The organism is Halotia branconii CENA392 (assembly GCF_029953635.1).
GTDB classification, from domain to species: domain Bacteria; phylum Cyanobacteriota; class Cyanobacteriia; order Cyanobacteriales; family Nostocaceae; genus Halotia; species Halotia branconii.
Map to the genome: position 1 here is coordinate 1,127,750 of NZ_CP124543.1, position 19,234 is coordinate 1,146,983.

Genomic DNA, 19,234 nt, shown 5'->3' on the forward strand with positions numbered 1-19,234 from the left:
CGATTGAGGACTAGGCGGTTTTAATACTCACTTCTACCATATTTCATAATTATCATTAAAAAGAAGTTAGTAATGACAAATCCATCTAAATATCACATCGGTCTAGTTATTTTCCCCGGTATGACTCAACTTGATATCACTGGGCCTCATCAAGTATTCGCTTTGATGCCTAATGCTTCGGTCTATTTATTGTGGAAGACTTTGCAGCCAGTAACTAGCAATGAAGGCATGACAATATTGCCTACAACTACCTTTGATGATTGTCCATCACTTGATGTTTTGTGCGTTCCTGGTGGTGCGGTGGGACAGGTAGAAATGATGCGAGATGCCCAGGTGCTGGAATTTCTCCAGCAACAAGGTAAAACTGCAAAATATATTACTTCTGTTTGTACTGGCTCTTTGATTTTGGCGGCGGCTGGCTTACTACAAGGCTACCGTGCTGCTTGCCATTGGGCATTTCGTGACCAGTTAGCGATGTTGGGGGTTGAAGTTGGAACTGAAAGAGTAGTAATTGACCGCGATCGCATTACAGGCGGTGGTGTAACTGCTGGTATTGATTTTGGATTAGTAGTTGCTGCTCATTTGTGCGGGGAGGAAGCAGCTAAGTTGATTCAGTTATTGTTAGAGTACAATCCTGCACCACCTTTTAATGTTGGTTCTCCAGACAATGCTGGAGACGTTTTAGTGGCACAGGTAAAAAAACTAGGCGAAGATTTGATTGCGGCATCCCTTGCCCAGACACAGCAAACAGCTAAACTACTGAATGTTTAAACAGACTCAGAAGATATCAAATGTAGTTTTGCTACCATCTCGGTACGAGCAGAAACTCCCAACTTGCGGAACATTCTTTTGAGGGCTTGCTTGACGGAATTTTGAGTAATCCAAAGTTTTCCGCCAATTTCGGCATTTGTTAAACCCTGTGCCACCAATTCGGCAATTTCTAACTCACGGGGCGTTAGAGGACTTGGTAACAGAGAATTTGATATTTTTGGTGGTTTGGCTCTTAAGGTTGCCATTCTGGCTGATAGGTGAATGCATAAAGCACTTAAATCAGCCAAGTCATCGCCATCAAAAGCCGCAGTCCCGCGATCGCGGGTTAAGTTTAACGTCCCTACAAGTCGCCCATCACAAACAATCGGCCCAGTCATCACATGTTCGTGGTCATGGCGTGAGCAAAAATGCTGCCAATCTCCTGGGGATAAGATCGATTGTTCATGGGCGGGGGCGTGACGTTCGACTACATAGCGCCCGATGGGATTGCCTTCCATGCATACTGCGGGAATAGCCTGAGTATTAATTTCAGCTGTTGGCTGTTCATCTAGGAGATAGATACCCCAATGTTGTACGCCAAAATGCTCGCCAATTTTATCTGCTAAAGCTAGTTGTAATTCTTGCTCATTGCGGACGTTGGCGATCGCTTCAAATACGGCGTGGAGAGAATTAGGCATAAGTGTACCCAGTTGGGGTCTATGCGAGACTCAGCATTTACTTCTATGCTAATACCAGCAAAGATAAAACGCTAATCTAACTGATAACGCTAGGAGAAGCACATGACAGTTACAAAACTCTCTGCTCAGGAACTTTTCCGGGCTGCTTATGAAAACCGCTACACTTGGGATCAGAATTTCCCCGGTTATACCGCAGATATTACTTTTAAGCATGACGATCAAGTAATCACAGGTAAAGTTGTCGTCAACGCTGATTTAAAAGCGGAAGTATTGAATATAGATGATGAAGAAGCCAAAAAAGCAATTCACGGTCAAGCATGGGAAATTGCTATTCACCGCGTCCGTCGCTCTTTTGCAGACACTCACGGCGCGAATACTTTTAGCTATGGGAATACTGACGAAACTGGTGCTGTTGAAATTTTAGTTGGTGGTAAGTCTGAAGGTGATAAATACAAAGTTCGTAATAACGAAGTTTGCCATGTTCACCGTTTAATTCACGGTACTTTTGTGACAATCGACACTTTCAGCAGTCATGACACTGGGGAAGGTTATTTGTCCCACACTTACGACTCTGTGTATCATGACCCCAAAACTGGGGAACAAAAAGGTGGTAGAAGCGAATTTACCGATGAATACGAAAAAGTTGGCGACTATTTCATTTTGAATCGCCGGGAAATTCGCACTGAAACAGCAGGACAACTCTCAACTCAGGAGTTTGTGTTCTCGAATATTAAATTGTTGGAACCTGTTGCTGCTTAAGCTGTATTCTGCAATATAAATAAAAGCGATCGCCTCTTGAATTAAAGAAGCGATCGCTTTTGTTTTGATTTCAATCAATAGACCTCTTGCATAAATATCTTTTTGTCTCACGCAAAGACGCAAAGACGCAAAGAAGAAGCTAAGAATAAGGACTTTTGTAAGAAGTTTAATTTATGAACACGATCTTCCACATTACCCAACGCCAACAATGGGAACAAGCTAACCTCATCGGTAGTTATCGCGGTGATACGCTAGATAGTGAAGGTTTTATCCACTGTTCCCAAGCTAACCAAATAGTCAAAGTTGCCAATAGATTTTTCCCCAATCAATCAGGATTGGTACTACTGGCTATTGATTCTAATCAAGTTCAAGCAGAAATTCGCTATGAAGCTGCTGAAATAGGTGAACTATTTCCCCATATTTATGGTGCTTTAAATATTGATGCTGTTTATCAAGTAATTAATTTTGAACCTCAAGAAAATGGCTTTTTTGAGTTACCACCAGAAGTTACAGATTTAAAATAACAAACCGCCAAGACACTAAGAACGCAGAGGAGTTGAAATGGAAAGTCAGAGTTTGAATGTGGGTGAGTATGTTGATCGAATGGCGTTACTGTTAGATTTGCAGATTACAGATGAGTATCGAGATGGTGTAGTGGCAAATTTTGAGAAAATAAAAGCGATCGCTCATCTCGTCAATTCCTTCCCTCTACCAGAAGATATTGAAATTGCACCAGTATTTGAACCATGAATGATGCTGTATCAATAGCTGCTGCTGTCCGTGCAGGTAAAGTTAGTGCGGCGGAAGTTACCAAAGCTGCGTTAGCACGAATCGCAGCACGAGATCATGAACTCAATTGCTTTACGGCTGTGACGACAGAAACGGCTTTAGCAGATGCAGCCCAAATTGATCAAGAAGTTGCCCAAGGTAATAACCCTGGTTTGCTGGCTGGTGTGCCTTTTGCAGTCAAAAACCTCTTTGACATCGCTGGTTTAACAACTCTAGCAGGTGCAAAAATCAATGCAAAAAATCCCCCAGCAACTCAAGACGCAACCGCAGTAACGAAGCTGAAACAAGCAGGTGCTGTGTTAGTTGGCGCTTTAAATATGGATGAGTACGCCTACGGGTTTGTCACGGAAAACTTCCATTATGGCGCTACCCGTAATCCCCATGATTTACGGCGTGTAGCTGGCGGTTCATCGGGTGGTTCGGCGGCGGCTGTTGCTGCGGGTTTAGTACCGTTAACTTTGGGTTCTGATACTAATGGTTCAATTCGTGTTCCCGCTGCTTTGTGTGGGGTTTTTGGTTTTAAACCAACTTATGGACGATTATCGCGTGCTGGGGTAGCTTTATTTTCTAGTAGTTTTGACCACATTGGTCACTTTGCTCGTTCGGTACAGGATATTGCTACCGTTTTTGATGTGCTGCAAGGCGAAGACGATCGCGATCCAATTTGTACAAAGCGTCCACTGCAATCGTGTTTACCTCAACTTAACAAAGATATTTCTGATATTAGAATTGCGATCGCCGATGATTATTTTATCAAAGGTGCAGAAGCAGAAGCCTTAGCAGCAGTGCAAAAAGTAGCGGATGCTTTAAATGTGACTGAATATGTAACGCTACCAGAAGCCCATCGCGCTCGTGCGGCGGCGTTTATCATTACAGCTAGCGAGGGGGCAAATCTGCATTTAGACAAATTGCGCTTGCGTCCTCACGATTTTGATCCAGCTACACGCGATCGCTTTTTGGCTGGGGCGTTAATTCCTAGTAGTTGGTATTTACAAGCACAACGCTTCCGCCGATGGTACCGCGATCGGATTCGGGAAGTGTTTCAGAATGTGGATGTAATTCTTGCGCCAACTACACCAATTTCAGCACCATTAATTGGTCAAAAAACGATGATGTTAGATGGTGAAGAAATTCTGATCCGTCCCCATTTAGGATTATTTACTCAACCCTTATCTTTTATTGGTTTACCTGTTTTATCAGTACCAATTCAAAGTCTAAATGGTCTACCTTTAGGTGTCCAATTGATAGCTGCACCTCACAATGAAGCTTTAATTTTGCGGGTTGCATCTGTAGTAGAGGACAAAGTTATGAAAATTTCACATCCAAAAGTTTGTAGTGAGGATTTTAGTCCTTAATCTTATAAAGTGCTAATTTATATACAAGTTATCCATTCTTATTAATAAGAATGGATAACTCAACGAAGTATTCTTAATATTAAATCATTTGTAAATGTAAATAGATGTCACCCTAACATTAACTCTGGAGAAGTTAATTTAGTCAATCACTTTCTTGATTTCATCTTTGATGTTTTCTGTTGTGTGAATAACTTGGGCTTCAGCTTGCTTGGATTGCCCTTCGGCTTTGTCTGCTGGATTCCCACTTACTTCACCAATTACCTCTTGTACTTTGCCTTCAATGTTTTTGGCAGTGGCTTCTACTCTTTTTTCAACACTCATCTTTTTATTCCTTAGTTTATTTGATACACTAAACTATTAAATAGACTACCAATATTTTATATATTTTCATACTATCTTAGGGTAGAATAAGTTATGATGCATATCATTACTTTAGACAGATGCAAAATTAAATAGTATAACTGCGCTGAAAACTACCTTATTTTTATATTATAGTTTTCAGTTGTAAAGTCTATCATGGATAATTAAACCTGTTTAATATCTATTATTAACCTCAAGTTAAAAGCAAGTTTAATGGATAAGGGAAACATCAAGAGTGGTTATAAAGCATCAAAAAAATGCCTGGAAAAGCGAGATAAATGACATTATCAGGGGTGCTTGTGGAGGTTTTTTATTTGGTATTCCTCTACTGTACACAATGGAAGTTTGGTGGATTGGCTCACTTGTAAAACCACGACTAATGATGATGGCGATCGCATTAATGTTTAGTGTGGTTTTTTTACTTAACCAAACAGAAGGCTTTCGCAAACGCAGATATAGCTGGCGAACTTATGAAGCACTGATAGATACTGTAGAAGCGATGGCGATCGGATTAGCTTGTTCAGCCTTTATATTACTATTGTTACGAGAATTAACCCTTGAAACTTCTCTAAAAGAAGCCTTAGGCAAAATTATTTTTGAAAGTGTACCCTTTGCTCTTGGTGTTGCCCTAGCCAATCAGTTTTTAGGAGAAAGCAATAATAATAGTAGTGCTGAAATTTATGATGAACAAAATGGTTTAGATGCTACCCTTGCTGATTTGGGGGCAACTTTAATTGGTGCAACTGTAATTGCATTTAATATTGCTCCAACTGATGAAGTGCCTATGTTAGCAGCAGCTGTTTCTGCACCTTGGCTTTTGGCAATGATTGCCGCATCTTTAGTAATTTCTTATTGCATCGTATTTCAAGCAGGCTTTTCAGACCAAAAAAAGCGTAGACAACAAAAAGGTATATTCCAACGACCATCAAGTGAAACAATAATATCTTATTTAGTGTCTCTACTAGCAGGTGCTTTGATGTTGTGGTTTTTTCAAAAGATAACTTTCAGCGATCCCTGGACAATGTGGTTAGAACATACTTTAATACTAGGTTTACCTGCAACTATTGGGGGTGCAGCTGGTAGATTAGCATTATGACTAAAACCGAATCAGAAAAACCAAAGCGCTCATTTGCCGAGTGGGTAACATTCAGCATAGCTTTGTTAATTTTAGCTGTAATTATGAGCTTAGTGGGCTACATTTGGCTCAATGATAAAAATCAACCTCCAATCGTTTCAGTTACGAACAAACAGACAATTCGGGAAATAAATGGACAATTTTATGTTCCTTTTGAAGTTGTCAATACAGGAGGAGATACAGCCGAATCAGTTCAAATTATTGCTGAATTACAGATTAACGGCAAAGTTGTAGAGACAGGAGAACAACAAATTGATTTTTTATCCCGCGATGAAAGGGAAGAAGGGGCATTTATATTTAGTCAAAATCCCAGACAAGGTAAGTTAACTTTGCGCGTTTCTAGTTACAAGCTACCCTAAGATATTAGCTACAAAAAATTGGTCATTGTAACTAATGACCAATTACCAATCAATCAACAAAATACATAACGTAGGACTCCTATTTGAGTTTTGAACAAGATTCAGTACATATTTATAAGATTCATATTTGATTTTTGAAAAACTAAATTGGTTATGAGCTTAGCATACAGAAATTTATTTCTCAGTATACTTAGCAAGATTCAAGTACGATTCCTATATCTTCTATTAACTGTTCCTTGTTCCCTATCTACACAAATAAATTCACCGAATCAAACCAGATTACTATAGATTAAACATTTACTTTAGATTTTGACCAAACACCTTTTTCATCTTCATCATATTTTTGGTGAATAGTTTCCCAAGCAGCTTGTTCAGCAGTAAACTCATCACTTGTTTCACTTAAAACATTGTTATAACGCTCAATAAATGTGTTTTGAGCTGCTTGAGAAAGATGAGAGCGAACCTCAGGAGATAAATCTTCTGCACTGCTGCAAGGACCGGAACAAGGACGAGACAATGTTTTGTCTACTGTATGGATTTCTTCGCCACCAGCACTTTCGAGCAACAATTGAAATTCACCAGCGCGATCGCCTGGTACTTCTGCCATTAATAAAAATTCGCCAGCTTGTAAGCGAGTTTGGTAAATTGCAGCTTTATCTTCTGGCATTCCCCAAGTAGTCAGAACCGATACCAAACCTGCACCAGCACTACCTGCGATCGCTCCACTAGCAGCACCTAATAGCAAAGCACCAATCGGTCCTGCTGCTACAATTGGCCCAACAAAGGGAACAAACAGTACACCTACACCCGTAAGCAAGCTGAGGAATGAACCAAACAAAGAACCAAAAATGGCTCCTGTTCTCAATCCTCCCAAAATCACATCTTTCTTGGTAATGAAGCCAGAAATTCGAGTTTCCGACTGAAAATTTCTGCCCATTACCGAAATATGATCTCTTGGTACACCCCTGTCAAGTAAACGTTTGATAACGTCATCAACTTGCTTTTGCTCTTTGAATAAGACAGATATGGTACGTTCTGCTTGATACACTTCTGGCACTTCAATACTCCTTCAAAATCTGGTTTTTTATAGTTGATATACCCAGGAAACAATTGCAGGGAGATTCAATCTCCCTACAGACTGTTATCTCAATTCAAATTTGTGTAGTTGGCTATATATAAACTACACACCTACAGGAGCTTTAGTTCCTGCTGCGGGTTTTGCACCATTTGGCTCTACTGATTGCCCTTCTATAAATGAGCGCAGCATCCAAGCCATCTCTTCATGCTCTTCCATTAATCCGGTCAAAAAGTCAGCAGTTCCCTCGTCATGGAACTTCTCGCTAGAGTGATCGATATGCTCTCTGAGATTGCGAATAACTTGTTCGTGATCTTGCACAAGATTAGCAACCATTCCTGTGGCTGTAGGGACATCTCCAACATGTTCCTTGAGGGTAGCCATATTGAGAAATCCATCCATTGTACCTAGCGGATAACCACCCAAAGCACGGGTGCGTTCTGCTAAAGCGTCAATATTCAGAGTCAGTTTTTCGTAGTGTTCTTCCCAAAGCTGGTGCAAGCTGCGGAACTGAGGCCCAACAACGTCCCAGTGGTACTTTTTGGTTTTCACTAACAGCAGATAAGAATCTGCCAAATCTTGATTCAACAGGTTAATTACACCTTGACGCTGTTCATCTGTTAAACCAATGTTTATCGGACGCATTGCTTTCTATTCCTAACTGAACTTATATACTAAGTTCACAAAATTAGACATAATACACATCAACCAGAGGAAAGATTCTTCAAACACAAATATTTACAACTCAGGTTTCTCTTTATCTGTGTCTTCTAATAGATAAAAGCAGCTTAAGAGCGTATTTCTAGATAAACTTGTCTATAATTTTTTTCTATTTAATCATATATGACAATAGACATCTTGATTATTCATATCAAGATGTCTATCTTCAAAAGAGAGTAAATCTATCTACAAAAAGGTTTTGTGGATGAAGAGTAATTAATTCTTGGTATTATTACTACTTGTTGCCTGTGACTTTTTCTAGAAAACCCTTTACTTCTTCTTCTACACTAGTTGCACCTTGAGAATTTTCAGGGCTTTTCATCTTATCAATATCAGCATCACCCTGAACTTCATTAAGTCCTTTGTTAGACTCTTCTTGAACCTTTCTCAATCCAGGTGGTTCTGATTTAGCTAGTTCATCAGTTTTTTTCTGGGTTTCGAGTAATTGTGTAGGACCTTCATTAGGGCTACTTTGATAGCTATCGATTGCAAAAGCAGGAACCGCATTAAACAAGAACATTAATGCACAGGTAAAAGCTACAAACAACAAACGTACTGGACGTAAGGCAGATAAAGCAACAGTAAAAATCTTCATTTGCAATCCTCAAATAACAGCTTCAACAACACAGGACTAGTAAATTATAGATAGAAGCTTAAGTATTGATTAGGGTAAAAAATTAAATTACCAAACTAACAATTTATACTTCTATCACTTAGTCCTATCACAGTGAAATTTCAGTCGAAATCAATATTTTTGGTGTTTTCGCTTTGCTATAAGTAATAAACTAGAATATACTAATAAAATACTTGTTAGACATGAGCTGCGTCTTAACAAAAATATATTTTTCAATCAGATCTCACCTAAATCCATTTTTACTTGTAAGAGACTAACACCTGCATCAACCTGTGGAATGAAGTTGATTTTATTGATATTTTCTACAAAATCATTCCTTAGGCGTATCGACTGTACATAATTGAGTCTGCTTAACAACTTCGCTAGCAAAACGACTCAAAAGTATTCTTGTTATGTATAGCAACAGACACGTTATTTAGGACATCGTGTTTTGATTCAATGGGAACAGGCAACACTTCGACTACTTCGACTACGCCCTTCTCTACGAGAGGCTGCGCCAACGGCTTGCTTCGACTGCGCTCAGCAACCAACGCTCAGGCTAAACTCAGCACAAGTACGCTCAGTGCATCGCAGGCAACAGATAAATGTCTTAACAATTGCAGCTACTGTTATATTGCAAAAGCGATCGCTTAAATAATACTTTTATCTTAAAAAGTATCTTTTAATACTTAATATGCAAGTGTGTGTGTATTTATCAGAGGAGGCAGAAGTGAAAGAGCAGTTTTCCTTTTGCCTCCTTCATCTAATTCATTCGCTCATCACAGAAGCACAGGCTTGAGCTTCCTGCCAAAGTTTGTGCAAAAAGAACTCAACGCCTGAAGCGAAGCCACTGTTGGGTGCTGAGTTTATAGTAGTGACAAATACACCCATAACGCTTTCAGAACTATCTGATAACCAAGACCCCCTCAAGGTGACTTCTATATATTCGCGATCGCAAGCACACAAGGTAATGATTTTACTATCATCTCGCTTCACTTCATCTCTAAGCAAATCTACTCCTGGCAAATCTACTGGTAGTAAAAAAGAAGCCGTGCTGGGTTCAACGCACAAAATTTGCCCAACGCGCATTGCCAAAATCACTCGCTGTGCCACCCATTCCTCTGGTGACTGAGTGAGATACTCTAAATAAAAGCTCCCTTCGGTATAAGTTAATTTCAGCATTCTTTATGCTCTCCTGTTATTCCAGGTTTGCTTGCACATCTTCATAAAAATCCCTGCTTCTTGTTTAAGTGAAGCAGGGGTTAAAAATTGACCAAAAATTTTCTGGTCTTATATCGGTACAGTATTACTTCGTCTGTACTTCCCGCTTCTTTGATCCAGTTTTGGTTTTCCATTCAGCACACCAATACTGAGTGAGATATCTAAAATCATAATTACCTTTTTTAATTGGCCAATAATCTCGGCTACAACCCATAAATAAATACTCCACTTCCAAAATGGCTGATTCCCGACTGTTTCGGCATTAAAGAAGTAGAGATGTTTGCTGCGATGCGATCGCTATGTCAACATAATTCGTAATTCGTAATTACAATCAATGGGGGCTTGAACCCACAACTGATAGCGTAGCGGTAGCAAGCTTGTGAGCGTCTTAAAGACCACCAATTTTTAATTTGGTGGGGGCTATGACACCAAGTAATTACGAATTACGTAAAGCCTGCGGCATAGCTGCGCTTAGAGCGCAAGCGGTAGTAACGCAGGAGCGTCATTACGAATTAGTAATTATTTTGTCACTGCAAATCACTTGAATGTGTTCAAGTTGAAAGCCACTTTCTATTTTAACTTTCTTTTGTCAGAGTGGGAAACCCCAATAGCTGAAAGCCTTTTGGCGCTTTAGTTTTCGTTTTTTAACTAGAAATTTTAGTTATTGTTATAAAATAAAGCTTGAAAGCTTGATCAATTAACATTCTCAGAATTGGGCTTCAATTATTGTTTTTTGAGAGTGACAAAACAGGGATATGAAAGTTGAAGCAGGAAACGATAGTAGACTGACTTGTGAAGTAGAAACCACGCTCAAGGTAATTGGTGGACGCTGGAAAGTTTTGATTATTAGAGAATTAATCGCAGGCATAAAAAGATTTGGGGAGTTGCAGCGAGCCTTACCTGGAATTACACAAAAGATGCTCACTCAGCAACTCAGAGAAATGGAAGAAGATGGGATTGTCCATCGAGAAATTTACGCACAAATTCCTCCTAAAGTTGAATACTCATTGACACCTTTAGGAGAAAGTCTCAAACCAATTCTTTATGCAATGCATGATTGGGCTACTCAGCATGTGTCTCAATTAAATAATAAGCACAAAAGTTAAGTTAATTTTAAGTACTTTAGAGTTCATTCGTTACTTTGCAAATATTCAATTGCTGCCTCTAATTTTGACGGGTAGCCTTCAGCAAATCTTTCAAACCAAAGTCCTTCCGGGGAAAATGAATCTAATTTATCTAACCATTCTTTGGCACGAACTTTCAAAGTTTCTAGTTGTTTGGCTTTGATTTGTGCTTGTCGAAATTGTTCTTTCTCTAATTCTTGTTGTTTTTTCAACTCCTCAGTTTCATCTTGTGCTGCAAAATCAGCCTTAACTTCAGCTAAAAGATTATCTACTAAAGATGCAGACTTTGGTGACGATGAAATAAATTGTTTTGCCGCTTTGGATTTGGGTGGCTGTTGCTTTTCAGGTTGTACTTCATCATATTCAGCTTTGATCTGAGCTAATAGTTTATCAATAGCATCCATAATGTTTTAAATCTAATATAGCGGTTTTCTGATGAATGAAATCACCACTCTAGTCCCTAACTCTTATAGTAATCCGGTTTGATTCGGTGAATTTATTTGTGTAGGTAGGGAACAGGAAACAGGAAACAGGGAACAGTTAAGAAGGGATAGATATGTACTGAATCGTGTTCCTTAATCAAATAGGAGTCCTATAGTTCCTGACCCCTTTTCTTTAAAAAACGTCTAAACAAATGTTAAAACAGCAGACAATACAAGTCTTTTGACTTTTGCTTGATAAGCAGCGGTGCTAGTCATTAATGGCATTCAGCAGTACTTCAGATAAACTAAAATCTTCCATATCTTCCATTGTAACTGTGTCACAAATATCAAACTTAGCACCAGCGCTTTCGAGTTCATCATCTAAAACTTTTAGAAAGCGGGTTGCTTGTTGATCTGTGCCAACTTGAATAAATGAAATGCCTAGTTCTTCATCTCTATCCATGCGGCGAGAAGCTTCAATAATTACTTTCATTACCGCTTTGCGATCGTCTGGTTCACCATCAGTAACAACTAAAATTATTTCACCATTAGGTTTAGTTGTACCTGCACTTTTACGTTGAAAATAATCATCAGTTGCATGTTTTAACACAGCAGCTAAGTCTGTAGTTCCAGAAGGATCATTTTCTTGAAAAATTTGTCCTACCTTGCTGGTAGTAACATTGTCATAGCGTTTGAATCTACCAGAAAATAAATAAACAGTTATGCCATCTGGATCAAACTGCTCACACTTACTCGCTAAGGCTAAAGTAGATTCTTGGGCTGTTACCCATCTGCTTCTGCCACCCTTTTGATCTGGGGTTGCCATGCTACCGCTTTTATCAATAATTAAGGTATAGTCACGATTTTCTAGCATTTCTCAATTCTCCAATTATTTAGTTAATGGGCATTGGGCATGGAGCACTTGTACTGAGCGTAGTCGAAGTATGGGGCATGGGGCATTGGGCATGGGTAAAATTTATTTTTTTTGCTTGCCATCTCACTTGTGAAACATCCAGGATTAGTTAGTCGGTAATGGCATTCATTAATACATCTGCAAGACTCATGTCTTCTAAATCATCTAAGGTGACGGTATCGCAAATATCAAATTTAGCACCGACACCTTGTAACTGATCGTCTAAGGCTTTGAGAAACTTAGTTGCTTGGGAATCTGAACCTACTTGAATCATCGAAATTCCCAATTCTTCATCACGCTCCATTTGGCGAGTAGCGTTAATAATTACTTCAAATACGGCTTTGCGATCATCTGGTTCGCCATCTGTAATCACTAAAATTGTCTCGCCATTGGGTTTAGTTTTACCAGCAACTTTGCGTTGAAAGTAATTATTGAGGGCATCTTGGAGTACACTTGCTAAGTTTGTCGTGCCAGCAGGGTCATTTTCTAAAAATATCTGGGCGACTTTGGCTGAGGTAACATCGTCATAGCGTTTAAATCTTCCAGAAAATACATATACAGTAATGCCATCTGGGTCAAACTGTTCGCACTTTCTGGCTAAAGCAAGAGTAGACTCTTGAGCTATTTCCCATCGACTCCTGCCACCAACTTGGTCAGGGGTAGACATACTACCGCTTTTGTCAATGATTAATGTATAGTCGCGATCGCTCATCATAAGATTCCTTGTAGTAATACCCTGTGGTTCTAGTCTAGTCTAGGGTTCCATTGTACTGACAGAGGATTTAAGCTTCTTAATGACTTTTGTTACTTATTGGCTACTCAAGATTATCTCTGTGATATAGGAATGGGGCATAGGGCATAGGGCATTAGGCACTTGTACTGAGCGTAGTCGAAGTATGGGGCATTGGAATAGTTCAGCTGTTTTTAATCAAATATTTAAATCACGCAGAGCTAAACGAATTTGTTCCAAACGCCTACGGTTGACACCAAGATCTGATTCTCCCACGCGAGATGCCGATCGCAGATGAATAACTGACTCATCGTTAGGTAAATAAAACTCTACATCATCAGTAAATTTGAAGATGCGGCTTTTAGAAAGAGCGTGAATGTAATTATCTTTTTGTTCTATAACTTCTGTACGAGGAACAACGCTGAGAACTTTGAGTAAGGTTTCTCGTGCTGTCTTGTGGTCTACATGATAAGTAATCGGATCAATGGCATGTTTAGAATCAGCATCTTGACTGACAACACAGTTGTTTGAAGCTGGACAAGAACTCAGATGACCATTGTCAATTCCCAAGTTAGAAGAATCAGCCCAAGCAGCAGGAAGTATTAAACTATTAATCAAAGTTAGCAATATAACCAAAGTTATACTCTGTAAAAGCCGTTGCGCGTAGGCATAGCCCGCACTAGGCATCGCTGTCAGCAAATGAGACATGATAAATTTACTCCTAAAGTTTGAATAGCACTCAACTATCTTCTGTCATTTCGGTGCTAATTAATGAATGCCTTCCCATGCCCCATACTTCGACTACGCTCAGTACAAGTGCCCCATGCCCAATGCCCCATGCCCCATACTCAAATCCCACGTCCATTTTTGGCAAACTCATCAATAGTTTGCTGCGAGAGTTCATGAGTGGTCATTGACTGCAACATCTCCAAAGGTAAAGTGAGATGATGAGCGCCAGCTTGTAGAGAGGCCGCTGCTTCTTCAGGAGATTTGATACTAGCTGCCAGAATTTCTGTGCTGCTACCTGTTAGGACACTGGCCATTTCTCGTACTAAAGCTATACCATCACCTAAAAGTCTAGTGGCACGATTGACATAAGCGATCGCATATTTAGCCCCCGCTTCTTGAGAAACAGCCGTTTGAGCTGCGCTATATATTGCTGTCACTGCACAAGGAATTTCTGGTGACAAGGAAGCAACTGCTTGAAAACCAATTAGAGAAGCCGGAATTTTCAATACAGTCTGTTGTCCAATAATTGCAAAAGCTGCTCGTCCTTCTGCCACCATCTCATCCAATTCAGACGACATCAATTGATAAAATACTGGCCCTGTAGTTAGCTCTGCCAATTTTTTAAGTGTAGTTTGCACTGGTAAATTCGTCTTAGACAATAAAGTTGGGTTAGTTGTAATACCTTTGACCCAACCTAATTTTCTAGCAATTTCAGCTTCAGCTGCGATCGCTGAGTCGAGATAAATACTCACTTTTCTATTCTCCTGTAAATCTTCAATTTGGCTAAGCAGTCCCAAAAAAATTGCTCCATTAGTACTGGAGCAATTTTTTTGCAAAGTAATTTTAGTATTGTAAATCTATCTACTTTCTGGATTTTCAGGAATTGGGTTAGTCTCAAAAGTTGGACTAAATTCCGTGGAACGTCGAGTTGGAAGTAATATAGATGAAGGCGGTAAACCACCAATGCGATCGCTGCCATCAATACAAGTATTCAATGCTTGAATTGGTGTCAAGTCTGTTTCACTACGCAAGCCTACAACACACTGAGCAAAGCGCACGGGTAATAAACTACGATTACAGTAAGTTAAAACGTCAGGATTAACTGCTCCTTCGGTATTCTTACTAATACCAGCCACACAAGAAGCATAATCCTTAGGACGGCGGGCTTGGTTACAAGCAGAAAGGGCATCTGGTGCTGCAATTTCTGTATTTCTCTTAATGTAAACCACGCAAGCAGCCAAATCTCTCGGACGCAATGCCCCAGCACAGCCTTGTGATGCTGCTTGTGCAGTTACGCCCTCACCTATAACTCGACCTGCACAGACACGATAATCATTATTATAGGAAGCAGCCATACCAGGAGCGATCGCTAACAACCATCCAGCTACAGCTAAAACTGGTGCTGTCAACCGAATTGCTTTATTCTTGAATGTCGCAGAAACTGAACTACCTTTGTCACTGTTCATCCTGCTAACCTCTGTTTTGCACATTGCCGTTCTCCAAACACCCAAAGTTATGCTAACTCAAATGTGCAACAAGTCTCCTCGAAAACAGGAAAATTGGTAGATCCTGGCATAAATTTTTGATGATTAAATTTATGATTTTTGGCAATAATCATTTCCAACTATTTATAATAGTATGTCTGAGTAAAATTTAAACAGGATTAGATTAAGGAAACTCATGTCCCGATACAGAGGGCCACGCCTCAGAATTGTCCGTCGCTTGGGCGAATTACCAGGATTAAGTCGTAAAAGTCCCAGACGCGCTTATCCACCAGGTCAGCACGGTCAGAACCGCAAGAAACGCTCTGAGTATGCTGTTCGTCTAGAAGAAAAGCAAAAGATGCGTATGAACTACGGTCTGACTGAAAAGCAAATGTTACGTTATGTGCGTAGAGCCAGACGTGTTACTGGTTCTACTGGACAAGTGCTGCTGCAACTCTTAGAAATGCGCTTAGATAATACCGTTTTTCGCATGGGAATGGCTCCCACCATTCCCGCTGCTCGTCAGTTAGTAAATCACGGTCACATTACAGTCAATGGTCGTACAGTGAATATTGCCAGTTACCATTGCCGTCCCGGAGAAGAAATTGCTGTCAGAAACCGAGAAGCATCGCGCGAGTTAGTGGAAGCCAACTTGCAATATCCAGGTTTAGCCAATCTCCCCAGTCATTTAGAATTTGACAAAAACAAGTTGACTGGAAAAGTTAACAGTGTTATCGAACGGGAATGGATCGCGCTACAAGTTAATGAACTGTTGGTAGTGGAATACTACTCACGGCAAGCTTAGGTCAGTGGTCAGTGGTCAGTGGTTAGTGGAGCAAAAACAACTAGCAACTGACCCTGCGGGTAACGCTCTTAATGTTGCTTTAAGGGTATCCTTACAGGTAAGCAAGCTATACGTAGCGTCTCTTTTGGGAGAAGAACTGTTAGGGAAAAGATCGTACTGATTGACAACTAACGACTGACTAACCGCCAATTTGTGACATAGTACGACTGTATGCAGCCGCTGTACCAGAATCGCGTTGTTTGAAGTTGATTTCTGGCTTGAGTGCCAATAACTTTTTAACCTGTTCTTGTAATTGCATAGTGCTAACACCAGAACGTAAAGCAGTTTTTAAGTCAATTTGACCAGTCTCATTTAATAAACAAGGACGCAGCCAGCCATCGGCACTTAGGCGCATTCGGTTACAGCGATCGCAAAAACACTCTGACATCTGACTAATAAACCCTAGTGTTCCCTGCGCCCCCGGAATTTTAAAGACATCAGCAGGGCCAGCACCGCGAACTTGAGATTCTGACAAGCCCCAACGCTGGCAGATTTGTTGACGTAATTCGGCTGAAGATACCCAACCGCGATCGCCAAATAATTGCCAGTTACCAATAGGCATAAATTCGATAAACCGGACATGCCACTGTTTATTAATTGTCAAAGCAGCTAAATTTAAAACTTCGTGGTCATTAACACCGGGAATAATTACTACGTTCAGCTTGAGTGGGTCAAATCCTACATGATAGGCAGATTGAATCCCATCCCAGACTTGTTGCCAACGAGAACGACCGTTGTTACCAATAATTTGGTTAAAGATGTCTGGATCGAGAGAATCTAAGCTAATATTAATCCGCCGTAAACCAGCATCGTAGAGACTTTGCGCCATTGGAGCGAGTAAAAACCCATTGGTCGTCATTGAGAGGTCTTGTGTTTGAGGAAATGAGGCGATCGCTTTGACTAAATCCACCACACGAGGACGCAGCAGAGGTTCTCCACCAGTCAGACGAAACCGGGTAAAGCCTACAGGGATAAATACTTTTTGAATTAAGGTGAGTAATTCTTCGTCAGTTAATAATTGTTGCTTGAGGATATAGTTGAGTTCTGCCCCCTCTGGCATACAGTACTGACAACGGAAATTGCAGCGATCAATGAGGCTAATTCGTAGATAATCTACTTGATTCATTTTTGTTATGGGTTTTATAGCCTGTACACAAAAGATAAGATTTTTATTAATTGCTTGCTATATTAATTTTTCTAGGGTTCTTCTAAATTAACGCGCCTAGAATATATTTGCGAATTTGATAGCGATCGCACCGAAGAGGCAGAGGGAAAGGGAGCAGGGAGCAGAGGGAACAAGCCCTTGTTCCCCGCTTCTTTTGACCCAAACTGTAATGACTTAAACCCGGATAATCAAAACCTCAGCTAGCTTAGAGGGTTAACTGAGGAATTGATTAACTATATAAATCTACAATTTGCTTATACCATTTCACAAAATTACTGATACAAATTACTTTTCTTACTCCCCCTGCTTCCCCTGCTTACCCCAATGTATCAACTTTAAAGTAAAACGGTATTAGACGTATTTTTACAAGAAAAATTAGAATTTTATTCCTAGTTGACCGTTGAATCCTCGAACAGAATTATAACCAGCACCGACAAAAACGTTATCTGTAGCGCTTACTTGAACACCGCCTGAAACTGCAACACCTTTATCTTCTGAATAATATCCAAGTCCTACATAAGGTGAAATTACTGGCAAACTCAGAAATTTGAGAACATCTACTCCAGTAGCACCATCAGCCCCACTTCCTACCTCAACCCCCAAATCTAAAGCTCTAGCTCCCACAGCATAAGTTATATCACCATCTATTCCACCGACTGAAACCCAAGGCTGTGGTATGAGTTGAGCCGAGACTTGATTTGGAGTCAATGCAGCTACCGAACCTAAGAATGTCATCAATATTTTGGCAATAATTGCTTTTTTCATGCTTTTTCTTAATACCTTTGTTGCAGCAAATTTGATAATGTTATCAGTCCAATCTTGGGGATTTCTCGATTTGAGGCAACTGTTTTTGAGTTTCCGTCTAGTGGCGACTTGTTCATCGTGAATGAAGTTTTTCATAACCCTTGCACAAATGCGCTGCCAGTTCCCTGAAACATTATCCATGAAAGAAAAAAGTTGCTAATAAATATAATTAGCAAGGCAGTAACTACGGCGGTAGTGGTTGATTGTCCTACACCTTTGGCTCCTCCCGTGGTCGTCAAACCCCAACTACAACCTATTACAGCAATTAATAACCCAAAACAACTGGCCTTAATCATGGCACTGAAAATATCCCAAGTCCCTAACAGGTTACGAGCTGAGTCTAGAAATACCGTATCGGAAATACCGTATATATTTGTCGCAATGATCAACCCCCCAGAAAGCCCTGTTACTAAAGACAGAAGGGTAAGAATGGGCAACATTAAACAGCAAGCAAGTAGGCGAGGAATAACCAGATAATCAATGGGATCGGTTTTTAAAATCAACATAGCATCGATTTGTTCTGTCACTCGCATAGTACCGATTTCCGCTGCAAAGGCAGAACCAACTCGCCCTGCCAAAACGACTGCGGTTAGTACGGGCGCTAGTTCTCTAGTCAACGCTACTGCTAACACTCCACCAACTAAATTTCCCGCACCAAAGTTGATAAACTCCCGCGCTACCTGAATGGTAAATACTGCGCCCACAAAAACAGCTGTTAATAAAGCAATAAAGAGGGAATCTGGGCCAACGGCTGCCATTTGCTCTGAGGTATTGCGCCAGTGGATTTTGCCCTTCATTAGGTGAACTATAACTTGTCCACCCAAAAAAATTGCCGCCAGCAACCGTTGACCCCATAGTCCTAAACTGGATTTGGATGTAGTCTCACTCAATGTTCTGTAGCTAACTCGGTAACTGCCTTAAGAATAACGAAAGTCAACCCCTTCAGGGAATTAAAAATTAAAAATTAAAAATTAAAATCCCTCTAAAATTTATTGAAAGCGGCGGGAAACTCCATCCCTTCATGGGTGGTTAAATCAGTGAACAGTGATAACTGGTAACTGATAACTTCTTCCCATTTCTTGATTTCACTTGGGTTTGCTTAAAACATTAACTTACTTTAAACGGATTCTCAGAAAAATCAAGTTGTGCTTAAACAAGCTTAAATATAACAAAACAGAATTTTAT

Annotated in this window: 25 protein-coding genes; 10 read left to right on the forward strand and 15 right to left on the reverse strand. The window is 40.2% G+C overall.

Annotated elements, in window-relative coordinates:
• Positions 1-72 precede the first annotated feature (72 nt).
• Positions 73-771, forward strand: coding sequence for a DJ-1/PfpI family protein (locus QI031_RS05065; RefSeq protein WP_281484117.1), 699 nt, complete (start codon positions 73-75; stop codon positions 769-771).
• Here QI031_RS05065 and QI031_RS05070 read toward each other — a convergent pair.
• Entirely contained in the window at positions 768-1,448 is a 681-nt protein-coding gene (locus QI031_RS05070; RefSeq protein WP_281484118.1) for a helix-turn-helix transcriptional regulator, read from the reverse strand. The genes QI031_RS05065 and QI031_RS05070 overlap by 4 nt on opposite strands.
• A 102-nt stretch (positions 1,449-1,550) precedes the next feature.
• On the opposite strand from QI031_RS05070, the gene QI031_RS05075 reads away from it, so the two are divergent.
• The 4 genes from QI031_RS05075 (at position 1,551) to QI031_RS05090 (ending at position 4,351) form a co-directional block, all read left to right on the forward strand.
• Complete coding sequence (locus QI031_RS05075; protein WP_281484119.1) at positions 1,551-2,207, forward strand: DUF3386 domain-containing protein; 657 nt, start codon at positions 1,551-1,553, stop codon at positions 2,205-2,207.
• 173 nt (positions 2,208-2,380) lie between these two features.
• Entirely contained in the window at positions 2,381-2,731 is a 351-nt protein-coding gene (locus QI031_RS05080) for a DUF952 domain-containing protein (protein ID WP_281484120.1), read from the forward strand.
• Between the two features lie 37 nt (positions 2,732-2,768).
• Positions 2,769-2,957, forward strand: coding sequence for a DUF4089 domain-containing protein (locus tag QI031_RS05085; protein WP_281484121.1), 189 nt, complete (start codon positions 2,769-2,771; stop codon positions 2,955-2,957).
• Positions 2,954-4,351, forward strand: coding sequence for an AtzE family amidohydrolase (locus tag QI031_RS05090; protein WP_281484122.1), 1,398 nt, complete (start codon positions 2,954-2,956; stop codon positions 4,349-4,351). Before QI031_RS05085 ends, QI031_RS05090 begins: the two co-directional genes overlap by 4 nt.
• Positions 4,352-4,489: 138 nt before the next feature.
• Here QI031_RS05090 and QI031_RS05095 read toward each other — a convergent pair whose 3' ends face one another.
• Positions 4,490-4,672: a CsbD family protein gene (locus tag QI031_RS05095; protein ID WP_281484123.1), complete on the reverse strand. Its 183-nt coding sequence runs from the start codon at positions 4,670-4,672 to the stop codon at positions 4,490-4,492.
• A gap of 274 nt (positions 4,673-4,946) precedes the next feature.
• Between QI031_RS05095 and QI031_RS05100 the strand changes: the two genes are divergently transcribed.
• A complete protein-coding gene (locus QI031_RS05100) occupies positions 4,947-5,807 on the forward strand; it encodes a TIGR02587 family membrane protein (protein WP_281484124.1) in 861 nt (286 codons plus the stop codon).
• Positions 5,804-6,205 carry a TIGR02588 family protein gene (locus QI031_RS05105; protein ID WP_281484125.1) on the forward strand — a complete coding sequence of 134 codons (402 nt, stop codon included), beginning with the start codon at positions 5,804-5,806 and terminating at the stop codon, positions 6,203-6,205. The genes QI031_RS05100 and QI031_RS05105 overlap by 4 nt, the downstream gene beginning before the upstream one ends.
• Positions 6,206-6,494: 289 nt before the next feature.
• On the opposite strand, the gene QI031_RS05110 is transcribed toward QI031_RS05105, so the two are convergent.
• From QI031_RS05110 to QI031_RS05125, 4 genes are all read right to left on the reverse strand, one after another.
• On the reverse strand, positions 6,495-7,262 hold the full coding sequence (locus QI031_RS05110; RefSeq protein WP_281484126.1) for a ChaB family protein: 768 nt from the start codon (positions 7,260-7,262) through the stop codon (positions 6,495-6,497).
• Positions 7,263-7,385: 123 nt separating this feature from the next.
• The gene (locus QI031_RS05115; RefSeq protein WP_281484127.1) at positions 7,386-7,925 is read right to left on the reverse strand and encodes a Dps family protein; all 540 of its coding nucleotides are present in this window, start codon (positions 7,923-7,925) and stop codon (positions 7,386-7,388) included.
• Positions 7,926-8,235: 310 nt separating this feature from the next.
• Positions 8,236-8,595: a hypothetical protein gene (locus QI031_RS05120; RefSeq protein WP_281484128.1), complete on the reverse strand. Its 360-nt coding sequence runs from the start codon at positions 8,593-8,595 to the stop codon at positions 8,236-8,238.
• Between the two features lie 786 nt (positions 8,596-9,381).
• Positions 9,382-9,795 (reverse strand): alr0857 family protein, encoded by a 414-nt coding sequence (locus tag QI031_RS05125; protein ID WP_281484129.1) that lies wholly within the window; start codon positions 9,793-9,795, stop codon positions 9,382-9,384.
• 461 nt (positions 9,796-10,256) lie between these two features.
• Here QI031_RS05125 and QI031_RS05130 point away from each other — a divergent pair, with 461 nt between their 5' ends.
• Together QI031_RS05130 and QI031_RS05135 are read left to right on the forward strand one after the other, a co-directional pair.
• Positions 10,257-10,379 (forward strand): hypothetical protein, encoded by a 123-nt coding sequence (locus tag QI031_RS05130; RefSeq protein WP_281484130.1) that lies wholly within the window; start codon positions 10,257-10,259, stop codon positions 10,377-10,379.
• 210 nt (positions 10,380-10,589) lie between these two features.
• Complete coding sequence (locus tag QI031_RS05135) at positions 10,590-10,940, forward strand: winged helix-turn-helix transcriptional regulator (RefSeq protein ID WP_281484131.1); 351 nt, start codon at positions 10,590-10,592, stop codon at positions 10,938-10,940.
• Between the two features lie 23 nt (positions 10,941-10,963).
• Here QI031_RS05135 and QI031_RS05140 read toward each other — a convergent pair whose 3' ends face one another.
• From QI031_RS05140 to QI031_RS05165, 6 genes are all read right to left on the reverse strand, one after another.
• Positions 10,964-11,362, reverse strand: coding sequence for a salt stress protein, Slr1339 family (locus QI031_RS05140; protein ID WP_281484132.1), 399 nt, complete (start codon positions 11,360-11,362; stop codon positions 10,964-10,966).
• A gap of 286 nt (positions 11,363-11,648) precedes the next feature.
• The gene (locus QI031_RS05145; RefSeq protein ID WP_281484133.1) at positions 11,649-12,254 is read right to left on the reverse strand and encodes a vWA domain-containing protein; all 606 of its coding nucleotides are present in this window, start codon (positions 12,252-12,254) and stop codon (positions 11,649-11,651) included.
• Between the two features lie 148 nt (positions 12,255-12,402).
• A complete protein-coding gene (locus tag QI031_RS05150) occupies positions 12,403-13,008 on the reverse strand; it encodes a vWA domain-containing protein (RefSeq protein ID WP_281484134.1) in 606 nt (201 codons plus the stop codon).
• A gap of 213 nt (positions 13,009-13,221) precedes the next feature.
• A complete protein-coding gene (locus tag QI031_RS05155) occupies positions 13,222-13,731 on the reverse strand; it encodes a DUF1499 domain-containing protein (RefSeq protein WP_281484135.1) in 510 nt (169 codons plus the stop codon).
• 140 nt (positions 13,732-13,871) lie between these two features.
• Positions 13,872-14,504 carry a transaldolase family protein gene (locus tag QI031_RS05160; RefSeq protein ID WP_281484136.1) on the reverse strand — a complete coding sequence of 211 codons (633 nt, stop codon included), beginning with the start codon at positions 14,502-14,504 and terminating at the stop codon, positions 13,872-13,874.
• A 105-nt stretch (positions 14,505-14,609) separates the two neighbouring features.
• On the reverse strand, positions 14,610-15,218 hold the full coding sequence (locus QI031_RS05165; RefSeq protein WP_281484137.1) for a hypothetical protein: 609 nt from the start codon (positions 15,216-15,218) through the stop codon (positions 14,610-14,612).
• A gap of 214 nt (positions 15,219-15,432) precedes the next feature.
• On the opposite strand from QI031_RS05165, the gene rpsD reads away from it, so the two are divergent.
• Positions 15,433-16,041 (forward strand): 30S ribosomal protein S4, encoded by a 609-nt coding sequence (rpsD, locus tag QI031_RS05170; protein WP_281484138.1) that lies wholly within the window; start codon positions 15,433-15,435, stop codon positions 16,039-16,041.
• 178 nt (positions 16,042-16,219) lie between these two features.
• On the opposite strand, the gene moaA is transcribed toward rpsD, so the two are convergent.
• From moaA to QI031_RS05185, 3 genes are all read right to left on the reverse strand, one after another.
• Positions 16,220-17,206 (reverse strand): GTP 3',8-cyclase MoaA, encoded by a 987-nt coding sequence (gene moaA / locus QI031_RS05175; protein WP_281484139.1) that lies wholly within the window; start codon positions 17,204-17,206, stop codon positions 16,220-16,222.
• A 414-nt stretch (positions 17,207-17,620) separates the two neighbouring features.
• Positions 17,621-18,010: a hypothetical protein gene (locus QI031_RS05180; RefSeq protein WP_281485937.1), complete on the reverse strand. Its 390-nt coding sequence runs from the start codon at positions 18,008-18,010 to the stop codon at positions 17,621-17,623.
• A 131-nt stretch (positions 18,011-18,141) separates the two neighbouring features.
• Positions 18,142-18,939, reverse strand: coding sequence for an MlaE family lipid ABC transporter permease subunit (locus QI031_RS05185; RefSeq protein ID WP_281484140.1), 798 nt, complete (start codon positions 18,937-18,939; stop codon positions 18,142-18,144).
• Positions 18,940-19,234: the final 295 nt, after the last annotated feature.

What these genes read in the sequence shown, in the direction of transcription:
- QI031_RS05065 (WP_281484117.1), top strand. Translation starts at nt 73, where the DNA reads ATGACAAATCCATCTAAATATCACATCGGTCTAGTTATTTTCCCCGGT.
- QI031_RS05070 (WP_281484118.1), bottom strand. Translation starts at nt 1,448, where the DNA reads ATGCCTAATTCTCTCCACGCCGTATTTGAAGCGATCGCCAACGTCCGC.
- QI031_RS05075 (WP_281484119.1), top strand. Translation starts at nt 1,551, where the DNA reads ATGACAGTTACAAAACTCTCTGCTCAGGAACTTTTCCGGGCTGCTTAT.
- QI031_RS05080 (WP_281484120.1), top strand. Translation starts at nt 2,381, where the DNA reads ATGAACACGATCTTCCACATTACCCAACGCCAACAATGGGAACAAGCT.
- QI031_RS05085 (WP_281484121.1), top strand. Translation starts at nt 2,769, where the DNA reads ATGGAAAGTCAGAGTTTGAATGTGGGTGAGTATGTTGATCGAATGGCG.
- QI031_RS05090 (WP_281484122.1), top strand. Translation starts at nt 2,954, where the DNA reads ATGAATGATGCTGTATCAATAGCTGCTGCTGTCCGTGCAGGTAAAGTT.
- QI031_RS05095 (WP_281484123.1), bottom strand. Translation starts at nt 4,672, where the DNA reads ATGAGTGTTGAAAAAAGAGTAGAAGCCACTGCCAAAAACATTGAAGGC.
- QI031_RS05105 (WP_281484125.1), top strand. Translation starts at nt 5,804, where the DNA reads ATGACTAAAACCGAATCAGAAAAACCAAAGCGCTCATTTGCCGAGTGG.
- QI031_RS05115 (WP_281484127.1), bottom strand. Translation starts at nt 7,925, where the DNA reads ATGCGTCCGATAAACATTGGTTTAACAGATGAACAGCGTCAAGGTGTA.
- QI031_RS05120 (WP_281484128.1), bottom strand. Translation starts at nt 8,595, where the DNA reads ATGAAGATTTTTACTGTTGCTTTATCTGCCTTACGTCCAGTACGTTTG.
- QI031_RS05125 (WP_281484129.1), bottom strand. Translation starts at nt 9,795, where the DNA reads ATGCTGAAATTAACTTATACCGAAGGGAGCTTTTATTTAGAGTATCTC.
- QI031_RS05130 (WP_281484130.1), top strand. Translation starts at nt 10,257, where the DNA reads ATGACACCAAGTAATTACGAATTACGTAAAGCCTGCGGCATAGCTGCG.
- QI031_RS05135 (WP_281484131.1), top strand. Translation starts at nt 10,590, where the DNA reads ATGAAAGTTGAAGCAGGAAACGATAGTAGACTGACTTGTGAAGTAGAA.
- QI031_RS05140 (WP_281484132.1), bottom strand. Translation starts at nt 11,362, where the DNA reads ATGGATGCTATTGATAAACTATTAGCTCAGATCAAAGCTGAATATGAT.
- QI031_RS05145 (WP_281484133.1), bottom strand. Translation starts at nt 12,254, where the DNA reads ATGCTAGAAAATCGTGACTATACCTTAATTATTGATAAAAGCGGTAGC.
- QI031_RS05150 (WP_281484134.1), bottom strand. Translation starts at nt 13,008, where the DNA reads ATGATGAGCGATCGCGACTATACATTAATCATTGACAAAAGCGGTAGT.
- QI031_RS05155 (WP_281484135.1), bottom strand. Translation starts at nt 13,731, where the DNA reads ATGTCTCATTTGCTGACAGCGATGCCTAGTGCGGGCTATGCCTACGCG.
- QI031_RS05165 (WP_281484137.1), bottom strand. Translation starts at nt 15,218, where the DNA reads ATGAACAGTGACAAAGGTAGTTCAGTTTCTGCGACATTCAAGAATAAA.
- rpsD (WP_281484138.1), top strand. Translation starts at nt 15,433, where the DNA reads ATGTCCCGATACAGAGGGCCACGCCTCAGAATTGTCCGTCGCTTGGGC.
- moaA (WP_281484139.1), bottom strand. Translation starts at nt 17,206, where the DNA reads ATGAATCAAGTAGATTATCTACGAATTAGCCTCATTGATCGCTGCAAT.
- QI031_RS05180 (WP_281485937.1), bottom strand. Translation starts at nt 18,010, where the DNA reads ATGAAAAAAGCAATTATTGCCAAAATATTGATGACATTCTTAGGTTCG.